The sequence below is a fragment of the Proteiniphilum acetatigenes DSM 18083 genome (genome assembly GCF_000380985.1).
In the GTDB taxonomy this organism is placed as follows: domain Bacteria; phylum Bacteroidota; class Bacteroidia; order Bacteroidales; family Dysgonomonadaceae; genus Proteiniphilum; species Proteiniphilum acetatigenes.
In genome coordinates, this window is record NZ_KB905699.1 from 37,286 (window position 1) to 58,618 (window position 21,333).

At 41.2% G+C, this 21,333-nt stretch carries 22 protein-coding genes; 6 read left to right on the forward strand and 16 right to left on the reverse strand.

Annotation, left to right across the window (positions count from 1 at the left end; genetic code table 11):
• Positions 1-117 precede the first annotated feature (117 nt).
• Positions 118-1,119 carry an SRPBCC family protein gene (locus F597_RS22880; protein WP_019540126.1) on the forward strand — a complete coding sequence of 334 codons (1,002 nt, stop codon included), beginning with the start codon at positions 118-120 and terminating at the stop codon, positions 1,117-1,119.
• 114 nt (positions 1,120-1,233) lie between these two features.
• Entirely contained in the window at positions 1,234-1,782 is a 549-nt protein-coding gene (locus F597_RS0112705; RefSeq protein ID WP_026327418.1) for a DUF1697 domain-containing protein, read from the forward strand.
• A gap of 452 nt (positions 1,783-2,234) precedes the next feature.
• Here the strand turns inward: F597_RS0112705 and F597_RS0112715 are convergent, their stop codons facing one another.
• The 7 genes from F597_RS0112715 to F597_RS0112740 form a co-directional block, all read right to left on the reverse strand.
• Complete coding sequence (locus F597_RS0112715; protein WP_019540129.1) at positions 2,235-2,453, reverse strand: heavy-metal-associated domain-containing protein; 219 nt, start codon at positions 2,451-2,453, stop codon at positions 2,235-2,237.
• Positions 2,454-2,460: 7 nt separating this feature from the next.
• Positions 2,461-4,884: a heavy metal translocating P-type ATPase gene (locus tag F597_RS0112720; RefSeq protein ID WP_019540130.1), complete on the reverse strand. Its 2,424-nt coding sequence runs from the start codon at positions 4,882-4,884 to the stop codon at positions 2,461-2,463.
• Positions 4,885-5,047: 163 nt separating this feature from the next.
• Positions 5,048-5,851 carry a DNA alkylation repair protein gene (locus F597_RS0112725; protein WP_019540131.1) on the reverse strand — a complete coding sequence of 268 codons (804 nt, stop codon included), beginning with the start codon at positions 5,849-5,851 and terminating at the stop codon, positions 5,048-5,050.
• A gap of 173 nt (positions 5,852-6,024) precedes the next feature.
• A complete protein-coding gene (locus F597_RS0112730; RefSeq protein WP_019540132.1) occupies positions 6,025-6,528 on the reverse strand; it encodes a GNAT family N-acetyltransferase in 504 nt (167 codons plus the stop codon).
• Between the two features lie 72 nt (positions 6,529-6,600).
• Positions 6,601-7,032: a DUF3795 domain-containing protein gene (locus F597_RS23130; RefSeq protein WP_081624377.1), complete on the reverse strand. Its 432-nt coding sequence runs from the start codon at positions 7,030-7,032 to the stop codon at positions 6,601-6,603.
• 57 nt (positions 7,033-7,089) lie between these two features.
• Positions 7,090-7,629 (reverse strand): helix-turn-helix domain-containing protein, encoded by a 540-nt coding sequence (locus tag F597_RS0112735; RefSeq protein ID WP_425413897.1) that lies wholly within the window; start codon positions 7,627-7,629, stop codon positions 7,090-7,092.
• Between the two features lie 101 nt (positions 7,630-7,730).
• Positions 7,731-8,786 carry an NAD(P)-dependent alcohol dehydrogenase gene (locus F597_RS0112740; protein WP_019540134.1) on the reverse strand — a complete coding sequence of 352 codons (1,056 nt, stop codon included), beginning with the start codon at positions 8,784-8,786 and terminating at the stop codon, positions 7,731-7,733.
• A 295-nt stretch (positions 8,787-9,081) separates the two neighbouring features.
• On the opposite strand from F597_RS0112740, the gene catB reads away from it, so the two are divergent.
• On the forward strand, positions 9,082-9,711 hold the full coding sequence (gene catB / locus F597_RS0112750) for a type B chloramphenicol O-acetyltransferase (RefSeq protein ID WP_026327421.1): 630 nt from the start codon (positions 9,082-9,084) through the stop codon (positions 9,709-9,711).
• 223 nt (positions 9,712-9,934) lie between these two features.
• Here catB and F597_RS0112755 read toward each other — a convergent pair whose 3' ends face one another.
• From F597_RS0112755 to mnmC2, 5 genes are all read right to left on the reverse strand, one after another.
• Positions 9,935-10,156, reverse strand: a complete 222-nt coding sequence (locus F597_RS0112755) for a hypothetical protein (RefSeq protein WP_019540137.1) — start codon at positions 10,154-10,156, stop codon at positions 9,935-9,937.
• A 103-nt stretch (positions 10,157-10,259) separates the two neighbouring features.
• Positions 10,260-10,700 (reverse strand): SRPBCC domain-containing protein, encoded by a 441-nt coding sequence (locus tag F597_RS0112760; protein WP_019540138.1) that lies wholly within the window; start codon positions 10,698-10,700, stop codon positions 10,260-10,262.
• Positions 10,701-10,820: 120 nt separating this feature from the next.
• Positions 10,821-12,425 (reverse strand): ribosomal protection-like ABC-F family protein, encoded by a 1,605-nt coding sequence (gene abc-f / locus F597_RS0112765; RefSeq protein ID WP_019540139.1) that lies wholly within the window; start codon positions 12,423-12,425, stop codon positions 10,821-10,823.
• A 366-nt stretch (positions 12,426-12,791) separates the two neighbouring features.
• Entirely contained in the window at positions 12,792-13,394 is a 603-nt protein-coding gene (locus tag F597_RS0112770; RefSeq protein ID WP_026327423.1) for a hypothetical protein, read from the reverse strand.
• A 177-nt stretch (positions 13,395-13,571) separates the two neighbouring features.
• Positions 13,572-14,237 (reverse strand): tRNA (5-methylaminomethyl-2-thiouridine)(34)-methyltransferase MnmC2, encoded by a 666-nt coding sequence (gene mnmC2, locus F597_RS0112775; protein WP_019540141.1) that lies wholly within the window; start codon positions 14,235-14,237, stop codon positions 13,572-13,574.
• Positions 14,238-14,382: 145 nt separating this feature from the next.
• On the opposite strand from mnmC2, the gene F597_RS0112780 reads away from it, so the two are divergent.
• The 3 genes from F597_RS0112780 to F597_RS0112790 all read left to right on the forward strand — a co-directional run bounded on the left by F597_RS0112780 (position 14,383) and on the right by F597_RS0112790 (position 16,820).
• Positions 14,383-15,324 (forward strand): metal ABC transporter solute-binding protein, Zn/Mn family, encoded by a 942-nt coding sequence (locus F597_RS0112780; protein WP_019540142.1) that lies wholly within the window; start codon positions 14,383-14,385, stop codon positions 15,322-15,324.
• Between the two features lie 216 nt (positions 15,325-15,540).
• Positions 15,541-16,332: a metal ABC transporter ATP-binding protein gene (locus tag F597_RS0112785; RefSeq protein ID WP_019540143.1), complete on the forward strand. Its 792-nt coding sequence runs from the start codon at positions 15,541-15,543 to the stop codon at positions 16,330-16,332.
• 2 nt (positions 16,333-16,334) lie between these two features.
• On the forward strand, positions 16,335-16,820 hold the full coding sequence (locus F597_RS0112790) for a DUF456 domain-containing protein (RefSeq protein WP_019540144.1): 486 nt from the start codon (positions 16,335-16,337) through the stop codon (positions 16,818-16,820).
• A 138-nt stretch (positions 16,821-16,958) separates the two neighbouring features.
• Here F597_RS0112790 and F597_RS0112795 read toward each other — a convergent pair whose 3' ends face one another.
• The 4 genes from F597_RS0112795 to F597_RS0112810 form a co-directional block, all read right to left on the reverse strand.
• Positions 16,959-17,960 (reverse strand): aspartate-semialdehyde dehydrogenase, encoded by a 1,002-nt coding sequence (locus tag F597_RS0112795; RefSeq protein WP_019540145.1) that lies wholly within the window; start codon positions 17,958-17,960, stop codon positions 16,959-16,961.
• A 125-nt stretch (positions 17,961-18,085) separates the two neighbouring features.
• Positions 18,086-18,526, reverse strand: coding sequence for a T9SS type A sorting domain-containing protein (locus F597_RS21690; protein ID WP_019540146.1), 441 nt, complete (start codon positions 18,524-18,526; stop codon positions 18,086-18,088).
• Between the two features lie 118 nt (positions 18,527-18,644).
• Positions 18,645-19,526, reverse strand: a complete 882-nt coding sequence (locus F597_RS0112805; RefSeq protein WP_019540147.1) for a carbohydrate kinase family protein — start codon at positions 19,524-19,526, stop codon at positions 18,645-18,647.
• A 138-nt stretch (positions 19,527-19,664) separates the two neighbouring features.
• Positions 19,665-21,308, reverse strand: coding sequence for a glycoside hydrolase family 32 protein (locus F597_RS0112810; protein WP_019540148.1), 1,644 nt, complete (start codon positions 21,306-21,308; stop codon positions 19,665-19,667).
• Positions 21,309-21,333: the final 25 nt, after the last annotated feature.

Here is a 21,333-nt window from a genome sequence, read left to right on the forward strand (position 1 = left end):
ATTTTTAAATTTGTAATACAAAATATAAATAGGATGAATATAAGAACTACAATTGTTTGTTTGCCTATCCAAAATTTGGATAAAACGCTAAACATTAACCCTCAAACAAATTAGAATATGAAAACGCTAAAAAAAATTCTCATCGCAATACTGATAATCATCGTGATACTTCTTATAGTGGCACTTTTTGTACCGAAAGAATACAAAAGCAGTGGCGAAATAGTCATCAACAAGCCCCAAAAAGAAGTGTTTGACTACATCAGGTACGTCAAAAATCAGGATAATTTCGGGGTGTGGCAGCTTTCTGACCCGAATATGACGAAAACCGCAGAAGGAACGGACGGCACGGTCGGTTTCAGGTACAGTTGGGACAGCGAAACCCTTGGAAAAGGGGCACAGGTCATTACCCGCATCGTGGAAAACGAAAGAATGGAAAGCGATTTGTTTTTTTACGATTTCGGCGACGAACCCAACAAATCCTACATCACGGTCGAAGAAAAATCGCCCAACGAAACCCTCGTGAGATGGGGAATTTCGGGTAAATCATCCTACCCTTTCAACCTGATGAACCTCTTTATGAATATGGATAAGGACTTCGACAAAGGTTTGCAAAACCTGAAAGAAATCGTGGAAAAGCAGCCCTCTTCCACTGCCGCTGCCAGGAAAAGGGTACAGTTCAAAATTGAGATAAAAGCCCCTGCCGAAAAGGTGTACCGCACGATGCTCGGACTGGACGATAAAACGACCTACGAGTACTGGACATCGCTGTTTCACCCCGGTTCGACCTTTGAGGGAACTTGGGAAAAAGGTTCGAAAATCCTGTTCATCGGCACGGACGAAAACGGTAAAAAAGGCGGAATGGTAGCCGAAATTGCCGAAAACAATCCCTACAAATTCGTTTCTAGCCGCTCCACGGGAATACTGGACGGGGATAAAGAAATCACTTCGGGCGAACAGGTAGAGCAATGGACAGGCGGTTTTGAGAATTACACTTTTGAGGAAAACAACGGCATCACGACCCTTACCGTTGATATTGACGTTGTCGAAAGCTATGCGGATTATTTCAACCAAAACTACCCGAAAGCATTGCAAAAACTGAAAGAAATCTGCGAGAAATGAAAATGATGAGCACGGATATTCAAAATTACAATGACAGCCAATCGGAAAATGACAGGGAAGTCTGCCGTGTGCTTTTTGAGCGGATTTTAACGAAGACGGGTTAAACTTTAAATCATGAAAAAATCTACTGAAAACAAACCCACTCTCTGTGCCTTTTTGCGTGGAGTAAACGTAAAAGGAACGAATATGAAAATGGCAGAGATCTGTTCCGTATTTGAAAAAACGGGAATGGAAAATGTGTCGTCTGTCCTAGCATCTGGCAATATCCTGTTCTCATCCGATAAGAAAAAAGATGAATTAAAAGCACTGCTGGAAAAAGCTATGTCCACACACTTCAATTACGATGCTTTTCTTTTCATAAAAGACAAAACCGAGGTTGAAACCATTTTTACTGAAAATCCATTTGATGCCAATCCCGATTTTCACATTTATGGTTTTACAGGCATTGATGGCATTGAAAAAACGCTAATGGAAGAATTTGAAAAGTCGAAAAAAACGGAAGAAGAAAGGGGCTTGATAGCAGCAAACAATTTCTATTGGAGAGTACCGAAAGGAAACACATTGGAGTCTGAATTCGGAAAAATATTAGGACGGAAAAACTTAAAAGATGCTTTCACTTCCCGCAATCTGAATACGTTTGAGAAGGTCTTGAAAAAGATGTAAGAATTATAAAGCCACAAAGAAAAAAACTTAGAGCCTTCGTGGTAAAATTAAAAAACAGAAAAAATAATTCAAAATTATATTGACTTTCTGATTTTTCCTCATGTTTCTTGTAATTATGATTTCAATACACCGAAAATATAGTCATTATTGTAATTATAACTTCAATAAATTTGAATAGTTCGTGTTTTTGCAAGTATGGTATAATATTTCTAGTCTATAAGGAACTTATTCTGGAGATGGTTTCCATCCTGTAGTTTTGAAATGATAATAGGTGTTGCCGGTTATCCCGGAAAGGATATCAATTACAATAAAAACTTGCTTGATTTGGATGAAATCCGGAAGACCACATCGAAATCAAACAAGTTTATAGGTTGTAATAGGTTCGTCGGCTCCGATTCATTTCGTACAGAGGGCGTCCAAACAGGATCTGTTTATCGATCCGATCATTCAGTTTAAACTAAAGCTTCTGCCTTAAATCCTTTGCTTTGGACGATGGCGATTACCTTGTCTGCAGTGATACCTTCGGATTGTACGGTCAGGATCTTGTCCTGATTATCGATGTCCACATTCCACTCACGGATACCTTCCGCACTATCCAGACCGGGTTTTACCCTGGAAACACATCCTCCGCAATTGATGTTTGTCTTGAATTGAAGTTCTTTATTTTCCATTTTCTAATTATGAATTGATATTTTTCCATTTCAACCGTAAACTGTTGCTTACCACACTTACACTACTCAATGCCATGGCTGCTCCTGCGATCATCGGATTTAACAGGAAACCGTTAATGGGGTAGAGAATACCTGCTGCAATGGGAATGCCTATAAGGTTATAAATGAATGCCCAGAACAGGTTTTGTTTGATGGTTGCTACGGTTTGTTTGGACAGCCGTATGGCCTGCGGTATCTTGGTGAGGTCTGATGAGATGATAGTCATTTTGGCTACGTCCATCGCGATATCACTCCCTTTCCCCATGGCGATACTTACATCCGAGGTTGCAAGCGCTGTACTATCGTTGATTCCATCGCCGACCATGGCTACTGTCTTGCCCTGTTGTTGCAGCTCTTTTATAAAATCAGCTTTGTGCTGAGGCAATACTTCTGCCTTGTAATGATGGATGCCTGTCTGCTGCGCAATCGCTTTTGCCGTGGCTTCATTGTCTCCGGTAAGCATATATAGGTCGATGCCTATATCCTGCATCTGCCGGATGGCTTCTATCGATGTCTCTTTTATCTTGTCGGAAATCGCAATCACCGAAAGGGCCTGTTTGCTATTTGCGAACCAGACAACTGTCTTGGCCTGGTTGCTCCATCCATCGGCATATTTTAATAATTTATCGGCAATAGTGATATTGTTTTCCGTCAATAGTTTCCGATTGCCGGTGAAATAGGTTTCATTATTGTGATTGGCTTTAGCTCCTTTTCCGGTGATACTGCCGAACTTTGTTAAAGGTGTGGTGGCGATACCTTCCAGATGTTTTACCACTGCTTCTGCCAATGGATGTTCGGATTGTTTCTCGATGCTGAACAGAATATCTTTGGTGGAATCATCATTGTCCTGCCATTGGATATCCGTTACCTGCGGTTTGCCTTCGGTAATAGTCCCGGTTTTATCCAGTACGACGGCATTTACTTTCTTTGCCAGCTCAAGGCTTTCGGCATCTTTAATCAAAATACCGTTTTCAGCACCTTTGCCTACTCCCACCATAATGGCCGTGGGCGTAGCCAATCCCAATGCACACGGACAAGCAATTACCAGTACCGTAACGGCTGCCAGCAATCCCTGCACTACACTGTTATCTCCACCCAAACTCACCCATAGGATAAAGGAGAGGATGGCAATGCCGATGACTATGGGAACGAAAATCCCTGCGATCTTGTCGACCAGTTTCTGTACGGGCGCTTTACTGCCCTGTGCATCCTGCACCATTTTAATGATTTGGGCAAGCATTGTTTCCTTGCCGACTTTCACCGCCTTGAACCGGAAACTTCCTTTTTGATTGATCGTACCTGTAAATACTTTTTCATCTTTTTCTTTCAATACGGGAACAGGTTCACCGCTGAGCATGCTCTCATCCACATAGGAATTACCGGACGTTACTATACCATCCACCGCGATTTTTTCTCCGGGTTTGACAACGATGATATCATCTACATTCACATTTTCAATGGCGACCTGTTCTTCGGTTCCGTTGGGTCGTATTACTGTTACGGTTTTGGGTTGTAAGCCCATCAGTTTTTTGATAGCTGTGGATGTATTGCCCTTGGCCTTTTCTTCCAATAGTCTCCCTAACAGGATGAACGCGATAATGACTGCCGCAGCCTCAAAATATACGTGTGCATGTAACCCTCTCTGATGCCAGAAATCGGGGAATAACATGTTGAAGACGCTGAACAGATAGGCAATCCCGGTACTTAATGCAACCAGGGTATCCATGTTGGCCGAGTGGTGTTTGGCCTGCTTCCACGCGTTGATATAAAAATCCTTTCCCAGCCAGAACACTACGGGTGTAGTGAAGAGCCACATTATCTCGTTGGCATAGGGCATATCCATAAAGAACATGCCGATGGCTACCACGGGTATGGCCAGTATAATCGCCCAAATGGTTTTCTTTTTGAGCTTTTGGAATTTCCCGGCGTGGATCATCTCCAATGTTTCCTGCTGAGTGGTTTCATCTTCTATCAACAGGTCATAACCGACAGATTGAACGGCTTTTTGCAACTTTGCAGCATCGGTCATATTGGGCAGGTACTCAACGGTCAGGTTTCCCGTACCGAAGTTTACGGAAGCATTGACTACCCCCGCCTCATGCGTTACGATAGTTTCGGCGCTACTTGCGCAGGAAGCACAAGACATACCCAATACCGGAAAAGTATGCTTTACGGTGGTAACGCCATAGCCAAGGTTTTTGATTGCTTTTACTGCTTCGGGCACGGTTTCGCGGTTATTTACAGTAATAGCTGCCCGCCGATTATTGAGCTCCACTTTATGAGTCTCCACACCCTTGACCTGTGATAATCCTTTATCCACAATCAATGCGCAGTGTTCACTTTCTACATTTTCCAAAGGAAGATAAACTATTTCTTTATGATCGGTTGCCATATCTTGGTTGCTTTAATTTATAACGCAAAATTAGCAACAAAAGATTTGGAGCATGTTATGTAATTGTGGAATTGGTTTGTAAGATTTACGGATGTAAAGGGTAATCTTTTTATTTATGCAAAAAATGCGAAGAATATTGTGTTTATTCTCCGCAAGGTAATGTTTATTTATTCAGCGTCCTTAATGCTTTTTTCGTGATGTATCTCGTTTCCTTCGTATTGCTTTGTGTCTCCCAACGCCTACAGAGTTCTCTGACAAATTCAGGTTGGGTCTTACTGGCATCATTCAGCCAGTTGGCTACGCTATCCTGCACATATTTAGCCTTGTCAGATTTTAATGGTTCGAGTATTGATAAACCAAGTTCCGGACTTATTTTCAGGACTTCTATGTGTTCACACCACACTCCACGTGGACGTGTCGACTCGGTTGTAAATCTTCTGATATTTTCATCCGGGTTTGTTGTCCATCCGGAAAGGATTTCGATGCTTTTTTCAAGATTTTGTACAATCTTGGGTCTGACAGCCATCCAGCAAATTTCTCTTACTCCAAAATGTTTGTCAGCCGCAAATGGCTGTATTTGTGCAAGCGTTTCGGTTATATTGAAATTTTCGTTTTTTCCAATCGTATAAGTTGCCCAGCAACGAACAAGGTCGGCATGATGATTTGACATGATTGACAGGAACTCATTGTCGTTATTTTGGGTTGCCTGTAGAAAAAGTTCTGTGCCAATAGCCTCATTTATAGTGTTGACCGTCTGCTTTTTCAGTTGGTCTATTCTTGCTAAAACAGGATTGAGATAGTCTATCCGTTTATGTTGATTGAGTAAATTCTCCAGTAAAAGTTTTTGGTCAACGGCTAACCATTCCACCAGATTGGCAGTTTCAATCTGCCCGGAGTTTAACTGTTGTAGAATATCTGTCGGGATGTCTTTTGTTGAACGGGCTCCTTTTCTTTTGGTTGTTGTCATTTGTATATTATTTCCATGTTTGTTCTAATCTCTTATCTGTTCCCTGTTCTTGTGGTACTTTCTAACCAGCGTTTCGGGATCATTATAAAACTGTTTAAGCCTACTTGTTTTATAAACCCCTTGAATTCGACGGGTTTAGAATTGAGGTCAAGATAATTGTATTTCGTGCGTTTTTAGATATTCGATGTTTTTAAATGCAGTAGCATTAAATAATCCTCATCATTTTCAGCGATAATTTCAAAACCGAGTTTTTTATAAAGTTTCACCGCATAGTTTTCTTTCTGTACACTTAGCGAAGTTTGTTTATAACCTTTTTCCCGTAAATGTTCAATCATTTTCTTCATAAGTTCCGTTCCTATTCCTTTATTACGGTATTCTTTGAATAACGAAAGGGCAAATTCGGGTGTTTTATCATCAATATGGCCGTATCCCTTGACTGCTCCTGATATTACCCGAACCCAAACTGCTCCAATAATTTTTCCATCCAGGTCTGCAACTAAACAGTAATCATGACTCAATTTCCCAAAGTCTTTTATGTATACATTAATCTCAGGGATGTTCAGAACACTTCTTGGAATTGGATTTAGTTCATCTGTCTGATAAATTGCTTCATAGAGCATATCCTCTAATTTCCCAATTTCGTTCTTTCTGATTTTCCGTATTACGATTCTGCTCATAAGCGCGATACTCTTACGTAGTGATTATTTCAGGTGGATGAATTTATGATTGTTTATTTTAAACAGTTTTGTTTAGACAGGATTAATCGTTACTTTACAATGCAGGCAAAAATTGCGGTGAACACTCAAAATATTTTGACAAGACGGGCAGATATGTCTCAAGGTCTGTAACTGTAAGAAATATTCAATGCCATTTGACTGTATCTGCCCTAGATTTTCAATCAGGCTTATACGGTAATTTTTTCTGTATCTCAAATCTAATTGTTTTATTCTTTGGCAAGGAAATTTCCTGCATTCAAAACAAAATTTGGATTCGGTTTCCTCTAAATATTCACAGTTTGCAATTTTACAGGTTATGCAATGCTTAGGTTTATTCTCCGTTCTTTTCCTACAGCCCGGGCAAGGTTTTTTCTCCCGTAAATAAGCAATACAGACACCACAATTCATCCCGCACGGGGCGGTTAACTCTTTGTGAAAAACCGGATTCTCCATAGTTTTATCCATTGTTGGTCGTACTCTATTGATGAACTATAGGCAATCTAACCTGTATCGCCTATATCATCACACCTCATCCAGCGGTTTTCTTTTGTCTTTGCCTATTTGCCTGAAATGGCTCGGCGTCAGCCCGGTTACTTTCTTGAATTGGTTGCTTAGGTAAGCAACACTTGAATAGTTGAGGCGGAAAGCAATCTCACTCAAAGATAATTCATCGTACACCAACAGCTCTTTTACTTTTTCAATTTTCTGGGCGATGAAATATTTTTCAATGGTGGTGCCTTCCACTTCCGAAAAGAGGTTCGAGAGATAGTTGTAATCGTGATGCAATTCACTACTCAGCAATTCTGACAGATTCGTTCTGGTATCGTTATCATGATGATGGACAAGATCTATGATGATGTTTTTGATCTTTTCGATGATCCTGCTTTTTTTATCATCAATCACTTCAAAGCCTAATGGGATTAAAACGGACTCTATCTGCTTCTTTTCTTCGGCGGTAGGCTCTTTGGCGAGCGTTACTTCTCCCAGCGTGACGTTTTTCACGTCTAACCCCAGTTTTTCCAATTCCTGTTGAACCACCATGATACAGCGGTTACAAACCATATTTTTTATGAAAAGTGAACTCATAGTCGTTTCCCGTTCATAATTATCTGTTTATGATAAATCTCATAGGCAAACCGGCGGTTAAGCCGGATAAGTCCGGCTTAATTTTTCAGGGAGGTCATATCAATCACAAAACGATATTTTACATCGCCTTTCAGCAACCGTTCATAAGCGGTATTGATATCCTGTATATTGATCAATTCGATATCGGCGGTAATATTATGTTCACCGCAGAAATCGAGCATTTCCTGTGTCTCTTTGATGCTTCCGATAGTTGATCCTGCAAAATTCTTCCGTGCAGGGATCAGGCTGAAAGCTGCAATGGGCAACGGGTGTTCGGGGGCTCCTACCAATGCCAGTGTGCCGTCCACTTTAAGTAGCCGTAGATAGGCATTCACATCGTGTTGTGCCGAAACGCAGTCCAATATGAAGTGCAGCGTGTTGTAGTTGGCTCTCATCTGTTCCTTGTCTGTCGATAAAATGACCTCATCAGCTCCCAATCGCTTTGCATCTTCCACTTTTGATGGGGAAGTGGTAATAACTACCACATGGGCTCCCATCGCTTTGGCCAGCTTGACGCCCATATGTCCCAATCCGCCGATACCCACAATACCTACTTTGTGCCCGGATCCTATTTTCCAGTGTTTCAAGGGAGACCAGGTGGTTACTCCCGCGCAGAGCAATGGTGCTGTAGCAGCCAGATCCAAATTTTCGGGTACACGTAATACGAAGTCTTCATCTACCACTATACGTTCCGAATAGCCGCCGAATGTCTGCTTGTTAAGATGTACATCGTGTCCGTTGTATGTTTGGATATTTCCGTTTTCGCAATATTGCTCGCTTCCGTGTTTACACTGTTCACATTCCCGGCAACTGTCCACCATACAGCCGACAGCGGCAAGATCGCCTATTTTGAATTTGGTCACACTGTCACCGACTTTTGTAATTCGTCCAACGATCTCATGTCCCGGGACATTGGGATATATGGTCCCGTGCCACTCATTCCTTGCCGTATGTAGATCGGAATGACATACGCCGCAAAATAGGATATCGATCTCTACATCTTTTGTCGTTACTTCACGACGGTCGATAATCATCTGTTCCAAGTCCGTTTCGGGTGCTTCTGTCCCGAATGCTTTTACTGAAAATGTTTGCATATAATTATTTTTTATAGGGTTCTTACTCCGCAATCAATATCAAAAGGCAATTTTTTTCGTACATAATCAACTTGCGCTTGATACAAAAATAGACAATATCCGCATAAATTATATGTATATAGACAAATTTATCAGTATTCCTGATTGCAGGCTTTTCCTGCCATATTCTTTCATTCCTTTAACATTCAAATTGTTGTGGACAGTTTTATTTTTGTATGTTTGTATGGATTGAACTGACAGTGTATCATGCAATAACTGATATCCCTGCATTTATATGTTAGTAAACTTATACATTATGGCAAATTTTTTCGAAAGCCCTTTCAGAGGCAAATTAATAAAAGACCAGATTAAAAACCCGAATATTATTGCCGGCAAATATTCATATTATTCCGGTTATTATCACGGACATTCATTTGATGATTGTGCGCGTTATTTACTTCCCGACAGGGATGATGTTGATAAATTGATTATTGGCTCTTACTGTTCAATTGGGAGTGGGGTAAGTTTTATCATGTGCGGTAATCAGGGACATCGGTACGACTGGATTTCAAGTTTTCCGTTTTTCTATATGCCGGAAGTGGAAAGTTTTGGCAAGAGTCGCGACGGTTATAAAAGAGCCGGTGATACTATTGTGGGAAATGATGTCTGGATTGGTAGTGAGGCGATGATCCTGCCCGGAGTTAGAATTGGGGACGGAGCAATAATTGGAAGTCGCGCTTTGGTTACTAAGGATGTGGATCCTTATACTGTAGTCGGAGGAAATCCTGCAAGGCCAATTAAGAAAAGATTTGATAATCGCCATATAGGAATTTTACTTGAGATCCGATGGTGGGAGTGGGACGAAAGCATACTTGCGGAAGCTATGCCTATTCTCTGTTCGGGTGATATTGATTTGCTCTATGAGTTTTATCGGAAAATAAAATAATCAATTTCCGATTTTCTCTTTTATTCTCAATCGATTGATTTGTTGACTTTTTCCGGAAAGTCAACTAAAATCATGTTGCCAGAAGTATTCTTTGAACAATGGGTAAATGTTACAATGGCCGTACTTCAATAGCTCTAAGGCTCATTTGATATTGCTGACAGGTTTAATATTTGATCTTGATTGAAAAATACTTAGAGTGGTCTCTTAAGTTATTTATCGGATTTTAATTTGCTGTAAATTTCCAGGTCCGTAAAAATATTTCCGGTGAGTAATTCTCCGTCTCTTTCGATGCCCTCAAATTTAAAACCTGATCTTTGGTGAATGCTACAAATGGAAGCCACTTGCCTAAATAATCCCTCTGGCTGTCAATGGTTTCAAAAATATCAATCGAGTCTCTTAGTTCCAATTGTCTTAATTCTATTTCACTGTCGATTTTTATTACCATACTGTTTTCGCTCGTTGTATTGTAAGTAATGATAGCTATAGGTCCCTTGCCAATTAAATTAGGCAAAAGTAATGACTTTATCGCATGCTTGTTATGCCATTTGTCAACGATTATATTCCTCTTTCTCTGCGAGTTCTTTCAGCTTATTGTTCATTTCATCAAATCCCTTAATTGTTTTTTCGGGGTTAAACAATCCAGTGAAAATACCTCTAAATTGTTCGCTCTGGACAAATGTGACCGTCCCGTCTGCGTTGTCTTTTAGCTCGAACCTATGTTCTCCGTCGAATAATCCTTTGAACAATACTGTTCCTAACCATTTTAGTTCCTGGTTTTCCTTTCTTGTGACGATTTTCGGTTTGAATGTCATTGCTTTCCCGCCCGGAGGAGTTATTCTGACAGTTATCTGATTCCCTTCTTCTGCTTTCCCCTCTATGAAGTTGATAAAGGGATTCCAATTCGGATAATTCTCAAAATCGGTGAGGATTGCCCACACTTTTTCGCGTTTTGCCTGAATAGTTATTTCTGTCCTGATTTCTTTTGCCATAATCGTTATAGTAGAATTGTGAATGATAGTAGGAGTAAATATGCTATTTTTTATGTTTTTTCGAAAAGGTTATCATCGATTTATCAACCCGTAACCTATCAGTTTCCTTCGATTTATTTTCTAATTAACGCTGATTATCCTTTGAATGTTTATTTGTTCCAGAAATGTCTCATCGTGGGAGATAACGAGTAGTGTTCCCTGGTATTCATTGATGGTCTGAGTCAGTATCTCGATGTTCTGTATATCAAGGTTGTTGGTCGGCTCATCCAATACAATAATATCCGGTGATTGATCGGCAATGCTTAAACAGCATAACATTAACCGCATTCTTTCTCCACCACTCAATGTGGTACAAGGTTTATCCCAATCTTCTTTCGTGAACAAAAAACGGTTTAACCTGATTTTTACTTCATGTTCATGCAGAGCGGATGTATTAAACTGTTGTGTTTGTTCGTAAATTGTTAGTTTATTGTTTATAAGGGAATAATCCTGATCAATATAAACAGACCTGCTTTCAGTAACAGATACTATTCCGGTTTGTGGTGTGAGATTTCCGAGAATAATTTTGATTAACGTTGTTTTCCCCGATCCATTTGTTCCTTTTATGGCTATCCGTTCACCGCTCGTAATCCGGAGACTTAAAGGTTCGTTCCATACATACTTATCGTTCCCATAGCTGAAATTGATATCGGTGGCAGTAAAAAGTATTTTCCCTTGATGCAGACCTGAATGGTCAAATCCGAATTTCATTTTGTCGGCCTCCGGCAGGGAAGAACGCAACTCCTGCAATTCCTGTGAGATATTTCCTGTTTTCTCAGAATGGGCACCTTCTATTTTGGCAGTACTTTTTTCTGCACTGTTTCTCCACGTATTGGCTACTATTTTGGGCAATCCTGCTTTCGACAGGTTCTTTTTTGCGCGTGCATCCAGTTTCTGCCTGCGCTCGATGGTCTCACGTTCTTTTTCCCTGGCTTTTTTCAATGCTTTTTCCTTGCTTTGAATGTCTTGTGCCAAAGCGTTGACCTTTATCTGTTTTTGCTCTTTGTAAAAGTCATAATTACCACCATAAACGGTTATTCCGTTTTTGTCCAGTTCACAAACCATATTTAAATGGTTTAGTAATTTGCGGTCGTGGCTGACGATGATCAAACTGCATTTTGCGTTTTCTATAAAATCATACAGGCAGTGCCTTGCTGAATTATCCAGATGATTGCTTGGCTCGTCCAATAATACCAGTTCCGGTTGATGAATGGAGATGCCTGCCAGAAAGATCTTTGTTTTCTGTCCTCCGCTTAATGTTTCTATTTTTTGTGACAGATCCAGACCGTTCAATTGCCATTCGTTCAATGCCGTGGAACAACGTTCTTCGATTGTCCAGTCGTCGTTAAGCAGATCATAGTTTTTTTCTGAAATATTTCCGTTCAGGATTTCATATAAAGCTTTTAACTTTTGATCTATTTGCAATGCTTCGGCAACTGTCAGGTGATCATACTGCCCGAAAATTTGAGGGATATAATAGGGATTCGTATCTGTTTTCAGTATTCCGTCCGAGGGTTGCAGTTCTCCTGCAATGATTCTTAGCAATGTGGTTTTACCCGCACCGTTGTTTCCAATCAATGCGATTTTCTCATTGGGATTAACCGTTAGATTGATATTACTGAACAGCAGAGTTTTGTCGGGATGAGTATAGGACAGGTTTTGAATAGTAAGCATAATTTCTTTCATTAAAATTAGTCGTTTTCTCGCTATGGCAAAGTTCAAACAAGTTTGACTTTGCTCATTTAGCTTAACGAAAACGTTCTCTTAGTAGATGAATAACCCAACAAACCGTTTTACGGTTTGTCTCTATAAAAGTTTGAAAGAAATTATTTTATTTCATTGGTGCTTACTTATTGTTTTGTGCTGCAAAGATAGGTTTTTTTGTTTTAGATCAATGTCCTTTCTTTTTGAAAATTTTATTCACTAGTATCCATAATTCAACTATTTTATATGTGCAAATATATAGTTTTATATGGATATTTAAATTCAGCATTCCTCCCCTCCACGGGGATTACATTGCCACGTGAGCGATTTGTATGAAGTGAATTTTGGTTAATTGCCTATTCTCCCTTTCTTAATCAGGAATTTGGCAAATTCCCTTCCTGCTTTCGCATATGATTCCTGAATGCGATAACCCGTATCAAAGTCCATTCCCGAAAAACTATTCGCTGAAGCATTCTTGATTTTAATTGAAGCAATATGATCCCCGGATTCTATATGAAGAATTTTACCGCTCATATCAATAGAGGCATTACGACGCACCACTCCTACATTAAATCCCGGCTCGGTAAATTCAGTGTTGAACACGATAACATAATTTGCTCCCTCGTCGCCCGAAGCAACCCCAACATCTTCCATATACTTGTCGAATAACTCGAGAAACTTCGGTTCAAAACGGTTCCCCCGGTCTTCAACCCAGTTTTTATGCCATTCATCACCTCTGCCGGCTTCTTTATTATTATAATCAGCCACTTTTTTATCCACATACTCCTGTTCGGTTAACTTACCTACTATCATTTCGTCATAGGTAAATTCAAACTTAATCACCTTCTCGCCTTTTAATGGATCAAGTGAGCCGGAAGTTAAAGTAATACTTTGAGCATAAAAACTCATGCTTAGAAAGCAAAACATACTGAAAGTCAAAAACTTTTTCATAAATATAATTTTTCCCGTTAAAAATATTTTCTGCATCTCATGGGTGTTTTTTGTCTAAAAAGTCAATGTATTCTTCCCTTATTTTTTATGGTCAATGTTAGCCCGAATACTTTTTCTACTCCTGTTTGTTTATACGCGCAAATGTAGTGATTTTATACAAATTCTCAAATTTTTATTTTATTTTACCGCCTGTAATATTTCCCGTTTGCCGGGTGGACCGGGAAGACGTTCCACCCGGTAACCGGCAGATTGGAGTATCCTTCTTACGGCACCTTTTGCACAGTAGGTAGTGAGCACCGCTCCCTGATTGCTGAGGGTATACAATTGGCTGAATATCTCTTGTGTCCACATGCCGGGTTGTTTTTCAGGGGCAAAGGCATCGTAGTAAATCACATCGAAAGCTGTTCCCTGTTGAAACTTGTCCAATCCTTTGATATCCATTTGCAACTTCTTCAGATGAAAGTCGGGAGTTATCTCTACCCACTCTTCCCAGGGAGAAGAGTGAAGTTGTATAAACTTCACTTCCTGCGAGGGATCCAGCAATTTACTATAGTTGAACATCTTCGCCTCGGTGATCGATACCGGATATCGTTCAAGAGTAGTATATTTTACTGTTTTACCCGATTTTTCAGTATCGAGCAAGGTGAGAAATGCATTCAACCCCGTACCGAAACCGATTTCCAATAAGTTGATCTCCGATTTATCGCAATGGTGCAATCCCGCTTCCAGATAGACATGAAGCGACTCCTGAATGGCGCCGTGTGTGGAGTGGTAATGTTCATCCAATTCCGGAACATATAGTGTGTGCGATCCGTCTTCCGTTGTTTTTAATATATGTTGCATAACTATCGGGCTTTCTGTTGGAATGACAAACAAAAATAGAAAAATTTCATGTACTTTTGTAGAATATAAGATGCGCCTCGGACAAGCTCAAGCAAGCTTGGCTTTTCTCTCGGCTTTCATTATATTTGTAGTATAAAATTATCACATGCAAAAATATCTGTATATCATCTTGCTATCGGCACTGACTTTGGCATGCGGTTCCGGAACCAGGAATAATAATGAAGGAAAGCGGATGCTGACGGTGACTATTGAACCTCAACGTTACTTCCTCGATCAGATCGTAGGCAATGCATTTGCAATCAATACGCTCGTGCCTCCCGGATCAAGCCCTGAGACATATGAGCCGGCCCCTTCAGTAATGGTTGATATGGCGAAGAGCGATATCTATTTTATGGTGGGTGATCTCGGTTTTGAGAATGCCTGGAGCAAACGCCTCGCGGAAAATAACCCGAATGTAGCTATCGTAAATTGTTCGGAAGGTATTGAGAGGATGGAAGGGTATGACCACAGCCATGATCAGGAACATGACCACGCACACGATCATCATCACCATCATGGAGACATCACAGCACATGTGCATGCCCATAGTGGTGTAGATCCGCATGTATGGTCGTCACCCCGGGTCGTAAAGGTTTTGGTCCGGAATATGCTGGAAGCGGTCGTGAAATTAGATCCTGATAATGAAGAGACATTCCGGACCAATTTTGATACATTGTCGGTAAAAATAGAACGGACAGACAGCCTGATCCGTGATTTGCTGAAAGATGCCCCCTCAAAGTCATTTATCATTTATCATCCCGCATTGGGCTATTTTGCACGCGATTATGGCCTGCATCAGATAAGTATTGAGTTCGAGGGGAAAAGCCCTTCTCCTTCGCAGATTAAAGAAATTGTAGACGTCGCCCGAAAGGAAAAGATCAATACTATTTTTATAGAGCGTGGTTTTGACACGAAGAATGCATCCGTAATTGCACAGGAGATTGGTGCGGAGGTGTTTGAGATTGATCCGCTCAGGTATGAGTGGGATGAAGAATTGCTGAGGATTGCCGCCATTTTAGCCCATAAAGCAAATGAGTATTTGCGTTAAGCTAAAATAACGATTAAGCGAGAGCAATGTCAAGCTCGCTTGAAACATTGCCGAGCAGTAGTTATTTATCAAAATGGACAGAGTCAGGTTTACCTGAATGTTTTCGATATGCGATGGGTAGAAGACAAATTTATTTGTATTATGCTGTCGCAAGAAAACATCTAAGTTTTACCTGAACTATGCCATAGCGAGCAAATATCTATTTCTTGTAAAAAAATGAATAAACTGATCGATATAACAAACCTTACAGTTGGTTACGAGAACAAACCGAATGTGCTAAAGGATATCAACCTAACTATCTATCAGGATGATTTCCTCGGTATTATCGGACCGAATGGAGGAGGGAAGACTACCCTTTTGAGAACTATTCTCGGATTGATAAAACCTCAGTCGGGTTCCGTCACTTTCTACGATAAGGGTAAAAAAACAGCCTCAATTAATATTGGTTATCTCCCTCAGATAAACCGGATTGATAAAAAGTTTCCCATCTCCGTATCGGAGGTGATCCTGTCAGGTTTAACGCCGGGAAACAATATTTTCAAGAGATATTCTTCTGCGGACAGGCAAAAGGTAAAAGAGGTGGCAGAGAGGCTTGGAATAGAAGAATTGCTGTCGCGTGCGATTGGAGATCTTTCGGGGGGACAGTTACAACGTGTGTTGCTGGGAAGGGCCATTGTCGACAATCCGAAACTGATCATTCTGGATGAGCCGAGTACCTATGTGGATAAGCTGTTTGAGACCAATTTTTATAAATTGCTGGGCGATATCAATAAAGAGATTGCGATTGTATTGGTTTCGCATGATGTAGGGACGATTATCTCTCTTGTGAAGAATATCGCCTGTGTGAATCAGGGATTGCATTATCATCCGGGTACCGATATATCTCAGGAATGGCTGCTGAATGCTTATGAGTCGTGTCCCATCGAGATACTCGGTCATGGATCTCTGCCTCACCGTGTGCTGCTGGAGCATGATCATCAGGAAGGCGGATCACATATACATCAATAGAGATGGGAGATACGATTTGGATTATCCTGGCCGGTCTACTGTTGCTCGTAGGAGCTGTAGGGACTGTTGCGCCGATACTTCCCGGCCCTCCTTTGAGTTGGGGAGGATTGCTGGCATTGAAGTTCATTCCCTCTACACAAGATGATATCTCTTGGACAGCCATTATTGTCCTGGGAGTATTGACAGTCGTGGTCACTATTATTGACAATATTCTGCCGGTCTGGGGTACAAAAAAGATGGGAGGTAATAAACAGGTGGTCTGGGGCGCTACTATCGGTCTGCTGGTAGGTTTCTTCCTGGGGCCGTGGGGTATTATTTTTGGCCCGTTTGTGGGCGCTTTCGCCGGAGGGCTGCTTTCCGGAACACAATTTATACACGCTGTTAAACAGGCTACCGGCGCCTTTGTCGGTTATATTACAGGGCTCGTGCTCAAATTGGTGACAGTCGGTTTGATTATCTTCTTTTTCGTGAGAACGCTTGTCATTTGAAAAGATTGCTTATCCTTTCTACAGACTCCGGAGCCCGAGTGGGCAGTGTAAAAACCTGTTTTCATGGGTACAAAAAAGACCGGTAACAATTACCGGCCTTTTATTCAATATAAAATTTTTTCTGCTTTTATCTTCGCATTATCTCTGGCTGATGAGGTATTCTGCAATCTGAACAGCATTCAGGGCAGCTCCTTTACGGATCTGATCCGATACGGTCCAGAAAGTCAATCCATTCTCATTGGCAAGATCCTTACGGATACGTCCTACATAGACGGGATCTTTTCCGGAGAGTCCCAGGGGCATAGGGTATTCTCTGGCAGACGGGTTATCGATTACCTCTACCCCTTTCGCTTTGCTGAATGCTTCCCGTGCTTCTTCTACAGAGATGGGACGTTCGGTTTCGATCCAGATAGCCTCTGAATGTGCACGCATTACCGGTACCCGTACACAGGTTGCACTTACTTCTATGTTGGAGTGCATGATCTTGCGTGTTTCATTGTACATCTTCATCTCCTCTTTTGTATATCCGTTATCGGTAAAGACATCTACCTGAGGGATCAGATTGTATGCAAGCTGATAGGCGAACTTGGAAACAGTCGGTTCTTCACCGTTCGCTAATTGCTTGTACTGGTCTTCCAGTTCCTGCATGGCTGCCGCACCGGCTCCCGAAGCGGCCTGGTAAGTAGCTACGTGCGCCCTTTTGATATGAGCGATCTCTTCAATTGCCTGTAGTGCTACTACCAATTGTGCGGTAGTACAGTTGGGATTGGCGATGATACCGCGAGGGCTGTTCAGCGCATCTTCCGCATTAACTTCCGGAACGACCAAAGGTACATCATCCTGCATACGGAATGCGCTGGAGTTGTCGATCATGATAGCTCCGTGCTTGGTGATGGTTTCGGCAAATTCCAGTGAAGTGCCTCCACCTGCAGAGACGAATGCAATATCAACCTCTTTAAAATCGTCGTTGTGTTGCAATTCTTTCACTTCGACCTGTTTACCTCTGAAGTTATATGTTGTTCCGGCACTTCTCGACGAACCGAATAACAGGAGTTCGTCCAACGGGAAATTTCTTTCATCCAGTACGCGGAGTAATTCCTGACCTACAGCTCCGCTGGTACCTACAATAGCGATCTTCATATGATTATACGTTTTTTAAAGAGTAAAGAACAAAACCTAAAAACACTTTTACTATATCTAAACCGCAAAGATATAAAAAAGCATGTAAATGTAGCAAAATGAAGAGATTTAACGATAGTGAAAATTTATTTGATAGCGATTTTCCGGGTGAGTTTACCGATTTTTATGATATAATAGCCTTTTGGCAGGGATAGAATATATTGATTGGTGCCTGCGTTTACCCGGCGGTTATGTACTTTTACTCCCATGATATTGTATATTTCGAGTACTCCATCTTCTGGAAGATTCTCAATGATAAGCTGGCTTCCTGTCAGTTTGATGGTAGTTTTATCTTGTGGATCTTCCCAATTTTGAGATCCCTGTCGTTTTTGTATTTGCGTAGTATTCTGAAGTTTTTCGGTATGTTGAAATCCTTCTCTGTTTTGCATATTCACAGTATCCGGGGAGACAAGTCTGTTTTGCAGTCCCTCCATACCAGCCCCGCCCGAATCTCCCTGTGCAAACAAGGGTAAACCGGCTCCCGAGATCAGGTATATCATCAAAAGGAAGGAATAACATCTCTTCATAAGAGGTCCCATTTGTACTGCAAAAGTATAAAAAAATGTAAAACTTTACATGTTTTGATCTGTTTATTTTGTAATACGCAAGTTTTTAGATGTCTCTGTTTTTCTTAGACGGTTAAATTTACCGAAATAATTCAATATGGGCATCGGCCAACTTAGGCATAGCTCCGTGTTGCTGACATACGTATGCCGAAACTTCCACAGCGAACTGGTGAGCCTTCGGTATCGGTTTTCCATGCATAAATGCCGCTACAAATGCTGCGGTGAACGAGTCGCCCGCACCTACCGTATCGGCCACATGCACTTTAGGCGTGGGTTGACAGGATGTTTCTTTGTTGTTGAAGACGAAACTACCTTCAGTACCTTTGGTGAGGATGACAATATCGAGTGCAAACCGCCTTAGCAGCTGCATGCATAGCTCCTGCTCATCTATCTCTTTCCAACCGTATAGATCGGCTACGACTTTTATCTCATCGTCGTTTATCTTCAACACATTCGATATCTTTAAGGATTCCTCGATGATGTTTTTCGTGTAGAAATGCTGACGCAGATTGATGTCGAAAATTTTTATACAATCGGCAGGAACGGTTTTCAGGAATTTTTTTATCGTCTCCCGCGATGTTTTGTTGCGTTGAGCCAGAGAACCGAAGCAAACCGCGGAAGTCCTCTTTGCCAGATTCTCGGTACGTTTGGTAAACGGGATATTATCCCATGCCACGTTCTCGCAGATCTCATACTGAGGAATACCTGCGCCACTAAGCGTAACCTGTACTGTTCCCGTTGGATAATCGGTAGTTTCAATCAGATAGTTGAGATTTTTCTCTTCCAGGGAATTGAGTATTTCCTTTCCTAAGAGATCATTTCCCACAGCGCTGAGAGCGTAACCGTTAAAGCCGAACTGCGACACATGATACGCGAAATTAGCGGGTGCTCCGCCCAATATCTTCCGTTCCGGAAATATATCCCATAATATTTCTCCGAGGCCTACTATTATTTTATTCATATGATTATTTTATTTTTATTCTACCGTTTCTTGCTTTATTGCGTTTATAATCATTTTAATATTTCTGATAAATACCGACAATGTTAAGTATCAAAATTGCCGGTAATCCCAAACAATCTTTCCTATCCGGGGTTTATTTTAGTTCCATACCGACTTTACAGAAAAAACCTGTAAATCTTTCACTTCAATGTTATTTCCCCAAAAATGGAATCCCTCTTTGTTATTTGTATCGGGTTTTCTCTCCATGGAGTAGGAATATGCCCCATCATCGATAAATACTTCTATTGAAGTACGGTCGATATATATATCGGCAGAAAGTTCCATGCTGGTCATATCCTCAGGAGAATAAAATACACCGTTGATCGTGTTAGAATTCATATCATATCCCACAATACGTTGCCCAAACAGATTAAAGCCTGCATCTGTAGCATGTGACAATTTAATTGTAGTTTTAATACGCAGACAATCTGTATTATAAAACTCTTTCAACAGATCATTAGCTTTGTCAGAGGTAAGATTTTGCCAATCACGGACAGGAGTAAAAAGCGTTTCTGTTTCTTTTACGGGTAGATTAAACAGACGAGGGCCATCTTTTGTCGTACGCAGTGTCAGCTCGGTAGGCAGCAACATCATTCCGTTGAAAGGCATCTCCGGGTGACTGATGCGTCCCCATCCCACTTGTATGCGCCTGCTGTCAGGCATATTAGTGAAAGTTTGGGCTGCATAAATAGCACCTGTCGTGTACTGATATTTACCCTTTTCAGGTGTAAATACTTTTCCGTCGAATGATCCGAGCATGTATGTTCCCGAAGCTCCATACATCACCCATTTGGTGTTATTGGGATTTCCGTCGACAGGAAGTTCGAATAACTCCGGACATTCCCAGAATCCTGTGACATGGCTTTCATATTTCCAGTCTTTCAGGTTAGATGAGGTATAGATAGAATGTCCGTCACGTTCATTAAGAACCATTACCCAATGTTTGCCGGGTGTATACCAAAATACTTTAGGGTCACGTGTATCCTTACTGTTCCATATATGCCTGGAGTCTATTACGGGGTTTGCCTCATATTTAGTGAAAGTACGTCCTTTGTCGAGACTATAAGCAATACACTGTACCTGCTTATCCGCTCCGGCAGCGGTATAAATTGCTATCATAGCCGGTGTTTTGCCTTTGTTATATCCGGCTGTGTTGTCATAATCCATTACCGCAGAACCGGAAAACATTCCTCCCAAATGATCAGGATACAGGGCGCTGGGCAGTTCTTCCCAATGTACAAGGTCTTTGCTGACAGCATGTCCCCAGTGCATATTTTCCCACTCGCGCTCGTACGGATTGTGCTGATAAAACAAATGATATTCTCCGTCATAGTATATAAGACCATTCGGATCATTGATCCACCCGCGGCGAGTTGTGAAATGGAATTGAGGACGATTCTTTTCTTTATACAGATTGTCCTGCCCTACGATCACATCATCCTGGAATATCTTGTTTAACCCCTCACTGTTCCCATCGTAACTGATTGTTAAAGTTTTACCTTTCAAATGAGAAACATCTTTAAATACCCAGTAGTCCGCATTACCGGCGGCAAGGCGTATCACTACCGACAAGTCCGGTTCCCCATCTACTTTGAAGGTCATTTTACTCCGATCCTGATCATGCGAAACAGGCAGGTTCAGATACTGCTTATCGATCTTGATTTTTATTTCTTCTGCCGACAGGGAAAGCCCTGCAAAGAGAAAAACACATACGGCTGCTATTTTTAGAGTCAAAGAATTCATACGATTTTTTTAGGTTTGATAATTT